This window comes from Kingella sp. SNUBH-2017, from assembly GCF_028680565.1.
GTDB lineage: Bacteria > Pseudomonadota > Gammaproteobacteria > Burkholderiales > Neisseriaceae > Kingella_D > Kingella_D pumchi.
Genome location: NZ_JAPHVK010000008.1, coordinates 108,836 through 115,421, shown reverse-complemented (window position 1 = coordinate 115,421; position 6,586 = coordinate 108,836). Strand labels below are relative to the sequence as shown.

General features: G+C 52.3%; 5 protein-coding genes. 3 read left to right on the top strand and 2 right to left on the bottom strand.

Features of this window, described 5'->3' with window-relative positions:
- Positions 1-281: 281 nt before the first annotated feature.
- Positions 282-1,559 (bottom strand): sugar MFS transporter, encoded by a 1,278-nt coding sequence (locus OP500_RS07795; protein WP_238748364.1) that lies wholly within the window; start codon positions 1,557-1,559, stop codon positions 282-284.
- Between the two features lie 407 nt (positions 1,560-1,966).
- Here OP500_RS07795 and lpxC point away from each other — a divergent pair, with 407 nt between their 5' ends.
- The gene (gene lpxC / locus OP500_RS07790) at positions 1,967-2,887 is read left to right on the top strand and encodes a UDP-3-O-acyl-N-acetylglucosamine deacetylase (protein ID WP_274070625.1); all 921 of its coding nucleotides are present in this window, start codon (positions 1,967-1,969) and stop codon (positions 2,885-2,887) included.
- Between the two features lie 90 nt (positions 2,888-2,977).
- Here the strand turns inward: lpxC and gnd are convergent, their stop codons facing one another.
- The gene (gnd, locus tag OP500_RS07785; RefSeq protein WP_274070624.1) at positions 2,978-4,426 is read right to left on the bottom strand and encodes a decarboxylating NADP(+)-dependent phosphogluconate dehydrogenase; all 1,449 of its coding nucleotides are present in this window, start codon (positions 4,424-4,426) and stop codon (positions 2,978-2,980) included.
- A gap of 433 nt (positions 4,427-4,859) precedes the next feature.
- On the opposite strand from gnd, the gene OP500_RS07780 reads away from it, so the two are divergent.
- Positions 4,860-5,606 (top strand): electron transfer flavoprotein subunit beta/FixA family protein, encoded by a 747-nt coding sequence (locus OP500_RS07780; protein WP_274070623.1) that lies wholly within the window; start codon positions 4,860-4,862, stop codon positions 5,604-5,606.
- Between the two features lie 10 nt (positions 5,607-5,616).
- The gene (locus tag OP500_RS07775) at positions 5,617-6,558 is read left to right on the top strand and encodes an electron transfer flavoprotein subunit alpha/FixB family protein (RefSeq protein ID WP_274070622.1); all 942 of its coding nucleotides are present in this window, start codon (positions 5,617-5,619) and stop codon (positions 6,556-6,558) included.
- Positions 6,559-6,586 lie beyond the last annotated feature (28 nt).

The following is a 6,586-nucleotide window of genomic DNA, read 5'->3' as shown; positions in this document are numbered from 1 at the left end:
GCAAATCCTAAAATCTACATATCTTGTCTTATCCGTCGCAGTGTGAGACCAAAGGCACTCACACTTATCGGTAATCTGTCTGTTAAAGAACGTCGCCACAGAAGCAGCGAAAGACCGCAATCATACCGATTTGACTTTTCTCAGTCAAGCATATTTTTCATCCAAATTTATAGAAATTTGCATGTTCTTTACAAAATAAGAATTTTTTTTCTTAGTGCTTGAAATTTTTAAACGGGTATCCGTGGTGCGGATACCCGTTTTCATTTTTTCAGGCTGCCTGATTATTTGATCTTGCTGCCGCTGACTGCAAAGTAGGCAATGTACAGATAGCACAGTGCCGGCACCAGATAAGAAATCAAATAATTTCCGCTACGGGTAATGATGTCGCCTTGCAGCAGGGGAATCAGTGCACCACCAACAATCGCTGTGCAGATAATGCCGGATGCATCAGCGGTAAATTTGCCGAGTTTCTGAGTGGCAAGCGAGAAAATGGTTGGAAACATGATCGAATTAAACAAACCGACAGCAAGTAATGCGTACTTGGCCACTTGTGCTTGCGCCACATCCCCGGCAAAAACCACTGCCAGCAGCAAACCGACGGCCACCAGCGCGTTGGTCAGCAATACTTTTTGCGGCGGGAATTTATTCAGGAACATACTGCCAGCAAAACGTCCGACCATTGCGCCGCCCCAGTAGTAAGTCAGCAGTTCGGCGCCGCTTCTGTGGTTGATGGCACCGTTACTGAGATGCTCCATTGTTAGGATGTATTGCTGACCGATAGCGACTTCGGCGCCGACATAGCAAAAAATTGCCAATGCACCCAGCACCATATGGCGGTATTGGAAGACGCTGGTTTTCCCATCGTGGGTCTCTTCGCTCACCGCTTGGGCAACCTTTTCCGCCGCCGGCAGTTTGATTGCGGCAACCGCTACCGCCAGCAGAACCAAAAGTCCGGTCAAACCGAGATACGGCATTTCCAGCGTTTGCGCTTTTTGGGCGGCATTAAGGGTTTGGGAAGCATCGGTCAGAATCAGCATGCCGCCGACATAGGGTGCGATGGTTGTCGCCACCGAATTAAACGCCTGAACCAAAGTCAGCGTGGCTGATTCTTTACCCGGCTTGGCCAGCAGCGTGACATAGGGATTGCCAGCGACCTGCAAAAACACGATTCCGGTTGCCATAATGAAGAAAACCGGCAGGAAAACGGTGTAATACATATTTTTGTCCGCCGCGCCTTCCAAAGGAATCGAAGCGGTTGCGGGATAAAACAAAAAGGCACCAAGCGCGGTAATCAGAAAACCGGCGATTACCGTGCCTTTGTAACCGATTTTATCGATCACCTTGCCCGCTACGAAAGACATCACGGCATAGGCCGAGAAAAACGCGGTGCCAACCAGCATCGAATCGCGGTTGTTCAGGTCAAAAACTTCTTTCAGGTGGGGAATCAGAATGTCGTTCAGACAGGTGATGAACCCCATCATAAAAAACAGGGAAGTCAAAACGCCCAATGCCAAAGCGTTTCCGCCTTGTTTCGGGGTTTGAGAAGCGGTATCAAGCATTTGAAGCCAATCTTTCTGTTGTTTGCAAAGGTAAAAACGGCGCGCATCATACTGGCAAAGCGCTTTATTGAAAACCGCTGCTATTTGGCTGATTTTTTCAGGCTGCCTGAAAACCAAGTTTAAACTGAAAATTTAAATTTTAATTTGTTTGTATTTAGTTAGTTTGGCCATTCCTTGTGGATAAGGTGGCAATCCGTTTATTTGGCTCGAAAAATACCGTTTTAAAGTTTGTAGAAAATACCGAGTTTTCAGGCTGCCGGTATGGGATAAAACACAGGCTTTTTTTGACCGCTGTAGATAAAACGGATTTATTGCGGCTGTTTAAAGAAACAAACAAAGTAGCCGGAATTTCTTTCAGGCTGCCGGTATGGGTTATGATAGGCAGCCTGAAAAATTGGAAAGCACACATGAAACAGCGAACTCTGGCCAAGAAGCTCACCGCTACCGGCGTCGGTCTGCATTCGGGCGTGCGCGTGCTGCTGACGCTCAATCCGGCCGAAGCGGGCCGCGGCATTTCGTTCCGGCGCACCGATTTGTCGGGAAAACAGGGCGAAGTGATTCCGCTGACGCCCTATCTGATTAACGACACCCGTCTGTCGTCCACCGTGGTTACCGAAGACGGAGTACGGGTGGGCACCATCGAGCACATTATGTCGGCGCTGGCGGCTTACGGCGTCGATAATGCGCTGATTGAACTCAATGCGCCGGAAATCCCGATTATGGACGGCTCCAGCCTGCCGTTTATTTATCTGCTGCAGGATGCCGGCATTGTCGAGCAGGATAAGGAAAAGCGCTTTTTGCGGATTTTAAAGACGGTGGAAGTGAAAGACGGCGACAAATGGGTGCGCTTTACGCCTTACGACGGCTTCAAAGTACGGCTGACCATCGACTTCGACCATCCGGTTTTCAACCGCGGCGGCACCACGTTTGAGATTGATTTTGCCGGCCAGAATTACGTTGAAGAAATCGCCCGCGCGCGCACCTTCGGCTTTATGCAGGAAGTGGAAATGATGCGCTCGCACGGTTTGGGCTTGGGCGGCAATCTGTCTAACGCGGTGGTGATTGCCGACAACGACGTGCTCAATCCCGACGGCCTGCGCTATCCCGACGAGTTTGTCCGCCACAAAATTCTCGATGCTATTGGCGATCTGTATATCGTCGGCCATCCGATTATCGGCGCCTTTGAAGGCTTCAAGTCCGGCCACGCCATCAATAATGCGCTGCTGCGCAAAGTGCTGGCCGACGACACCAATTACGAATGGGCGGAGTTCCCTGACAATCAGGATTTGCCTGCAGCCTTTAGCGGCGTGGATACGCTGGCAGCCTGAAAATATCGTTCGACAATCGAAAAAGCAGCCTGAAAACCGAAAATCCGGTTTTCAGGCTGCTTTTTGCCGTATCAGCGTTTTTCAGGCTGTCTATACCTGATAGGTGGTGGAAGCGGTATTGCCGCCGCTGCCGGTCCAGTTTGTATGGAAAAACTCGCCGCGCGGCCGGTCGGTGCGCTCGTAGGTATGGGCGCCGAAGTAGTCGCGCTGCGCCTGCAGCAAATTGGCAGGCAGGCGGCTGCTGGTATAGCCGTCGAGAAAAGTGAGTGCCGAGGTCATGCACGGGGCGGGAATACCGCTTTCGATGGTTTTGGCGACAACTTTGCGCCACTCCGGCAATGCGGTTTGCAGGATATCGCGGAAATAGGGATCGGAACCGAGGAAAACCAATTCGGGATCTTGGGCGTAGGCATCGCGGATGTTTTGCAGGAATACGCTGCGGATGATGCAGCCTTCGCGCCACAGCAGGGCGGTGTTGCCGTAGTCCAGCTGCCAGCCGAAACTTTCGCTGGCTTCGCGCATCAGCATAAATCCTTGCGCGTAAGAGATAATTTTCGCTGCCAGCAGCGACAGGCGCAGCGCTTCCAGCCAGCTTTCGCGTTCGCCTTTGATAATGGGATTCGGGCGGGAAAACAGCTTGGCTGCCTGCTCGCGCTGTGTTTTGAGCGCCGATACGCAGCGGGCGAATACGGCTTCGCTGATTAGCGTCAGCGGTACGCCGGCATCCAGCGCATTGATGGCCGTCCATTTGCCGGTGCCTTTCTGACCGGCGGTGTCGAGAATTTTTTCCACCAGCGGGCTGCCATCGCTGTCCTGATAGCCGAGAATATCGGCGGTGATGCCGATCAAATAGGAATCGAGTTCGGTTTGGTTCCAGGCACGGAAGGTTTCCTGCATCTGCTTGTGATCCATGCCCAAACCGTCTTTCATAAACTGATAGGCTTCGCAAATCAGCTGCATATCGCCGTATTCGATGCCGTTGTGCACCATTTTGACAAAATGTCCGGCGCCGTTTTTGCCCACCCAGTCGCAACAGGCTTCGCCGGAAGGCGTTTTGGCGGCGATGGCCTGCAGAATCGGTTTTACATGCGGCCAGGCTTCTTCATTGCCGCCGGGCATAATCGACGGTCCGTGACGCGCGCCTTCTTCACCGCCGGAAATGCCGGCTCCTACAAAACGGATGCCTTTCTCGCGCAAATCCCGGGTGCGCCGTTCGGTATCGGGATAATTGGCATTGCCGCCATCGATAATGATGTCGCCGGCATCCAAAAGCGGCAGCAGCTGATCGATAAAGTCATCAACCGCTTCGCCGGCGCGCACCATCAGCAGGATTTTGCGCGGATGATCGAGCATCGCCACCAGTTCTTCCAAGCTGTAGGCAGCCTGAACGGTGCTTCCTTTGGCGGCGGTGGTGAGAAATTCCTGTGTTTTGGACGCGGTGCGGTTGTAAGCGGCAACCTTAAAACCCTTGTCGTTCATATTCAAAACCAGATTCTGCCCCATTACCGCTAGGCCGATTACGCCGATATCCGCTTTCATTTTGCTACCTTCCAAATATTTTGAGACGGCGCACTTTACATTAGCTTGTCTGACCAGACAACCGCTATTCCTGCGCCCGGGCTTTATCATTATTACGAATCTGATTTTAGAAATTTATTTGGTAATGTTAGTTTATATGGCCGGTCTGTTTTGCTGAATAAGAATAATTCATTCGATAAAACATTATCTTGAGTCGACGTCGAACCTGCGGAAAACCCTTGCGGAGGACAAAATAATCATGTGGAGTAATGTGGATAAAACTGGGCATAAATACGAATTCTGTGTATAAGTTACGCCGCGTTTTAGAATATACCGCCTGAAGCATACCCAAATCAGGCGGTTTCGGCTAAAATCCGTCCGGCTTTCAGGCTGCCTGATTTCGATAGGCAGCCTGAAAAAATCTTGGTCAGTCCGAAAGCCTTAAGGAATTGTTATGAAAGCATTGGTAGCCGTCAAACGGGTTGTCGATTACAACGTCAAAGTCCGCGTGAAAGCGGACGGTTCGGATGTTGATATTGGCAATGTGAAAATGTCGATGAATCCTTTCGATGAAATTGCGGTGGAAGAAGCCGTCCGTTTGAAGGAAGCGGGCAAAGTGAGCGAGGTGGTGGCGGTGTCGATCGGCAGCAAAAAAGCCGAAGATACCCTGCGTACCGCTTTGGCGATGGGCGCCGACCGTGCCGTGCATATCGAAACCGAAAGCAGCGTCGAGCCGCTGGTTGTGGCGAAACTGCTGAAAAAAATCGCCGAGCGGGAAGAGGCACAACTGCTGCTTTTGGGCAAACAGGCGATTGACGACGATGCCAACCAGACTGCGCAAATGCTGGCGGCGCTGATGAATGCGCCGCAGGCAACCTTTGCCGGCAAAATTGAAGTGAACGGCGGTGAAGTGTTGGTTAGCCGCGAAATCGACGGCGGCGAGGAAACGCTTGCTTTCAGGCTGCCTGTGGTGGTCAGCGCCGATTTGCGTTTGAACGAGCCGCGTTTTGTGAAGCTGCCAAGCCTGATGCAGGCCAAAAAGAAACCTTTGGAAAAGTATACCGTTGAAGAATTAGGCGTCGATATTTCGCCGCGTTTAGCGGTGGCAAAATACGCCGAGCCCAAACCGCGCCAAGCCGGTATCAAGGTGGCGGACGTTGATGAGCTGCTGGCAAAACTGAAAGAAGCAAAGGCAATTTAAGGAGCGCGAAATGACTGTATTGGTATTGGCCGAACACAACGGCAAAACTTTGAATCCGTCCGTACTGCATGCGGTAACGGCGGCCAAACAGCTGGGTGAAGTACACGTTTTGCTTGCCGGCTCGGATATCGGTGCGCTGGTGGCGCAAGCGGCGCAAATCGAAGGTGTGGCCAAAGTATTGGCGGCCGATGCGGCGCATTATGCCGAAAACCTTGCCGAAGAAATCGCACCGCTGCTGGTATCGCTGGCCGGAGGCTACCGCCATTTGCTGGCCGCTGCCAATGTTTACGGCAAAAACATCATGCCACGCGTTGCCGCCCTGCTCGACAGCCAGCAGGTTTCTGATGTTATTGAAATTGTTAATGAAAACACTTTTGTTCGCCCGATTTACGCCGGCAATGTGTTCATTACCGTTTCCAGCCGGGATCCGCATCTGGTACTGACCGTGCGCAGCAGTTCGTTTGACAAGGCTTCCGCCAGCGGCGGCAATGCCCAAATTGACAACGTAACGGCTACTGCGCCGCAGAATCTGAGCCGTTTTGTCAGCCGCAAGCTGACCGAGTCCGACCGCCCCGATTTGACTCAGGCGCGGGTAGTGGTTTCCGGCGGGCGCGGACTGGGCAGCACTGAGCAGTTTAATGCGCTGCTGACGCCGCTGGCCGATGCTTTGGGCGCCGCAATCGGTGCTTCACGCGCCGCCGTTGATGCCGAATATGCGCCCAACGATTACCAAGTGGGACAAACCGGTAAAATCGTTGCGCCCGAGCTGTATGTTGCCGTCGGCATTTCCGGCGCCATCCAGCACATCGCCGGCATGCAGGACAGCAAAGTGGTGGTCGCCATCAATAAAGATCCGGATGCGCCGATTTTTAATGTTGCCGATTTCGGCTTGGTGGGTGATTTGTTTGATGTTGTGCCAAAGCTGACAGCCGCTTTGCAGGCAAACGCATAAACAAGGTTTCACGTGAAACAAGGTTTGT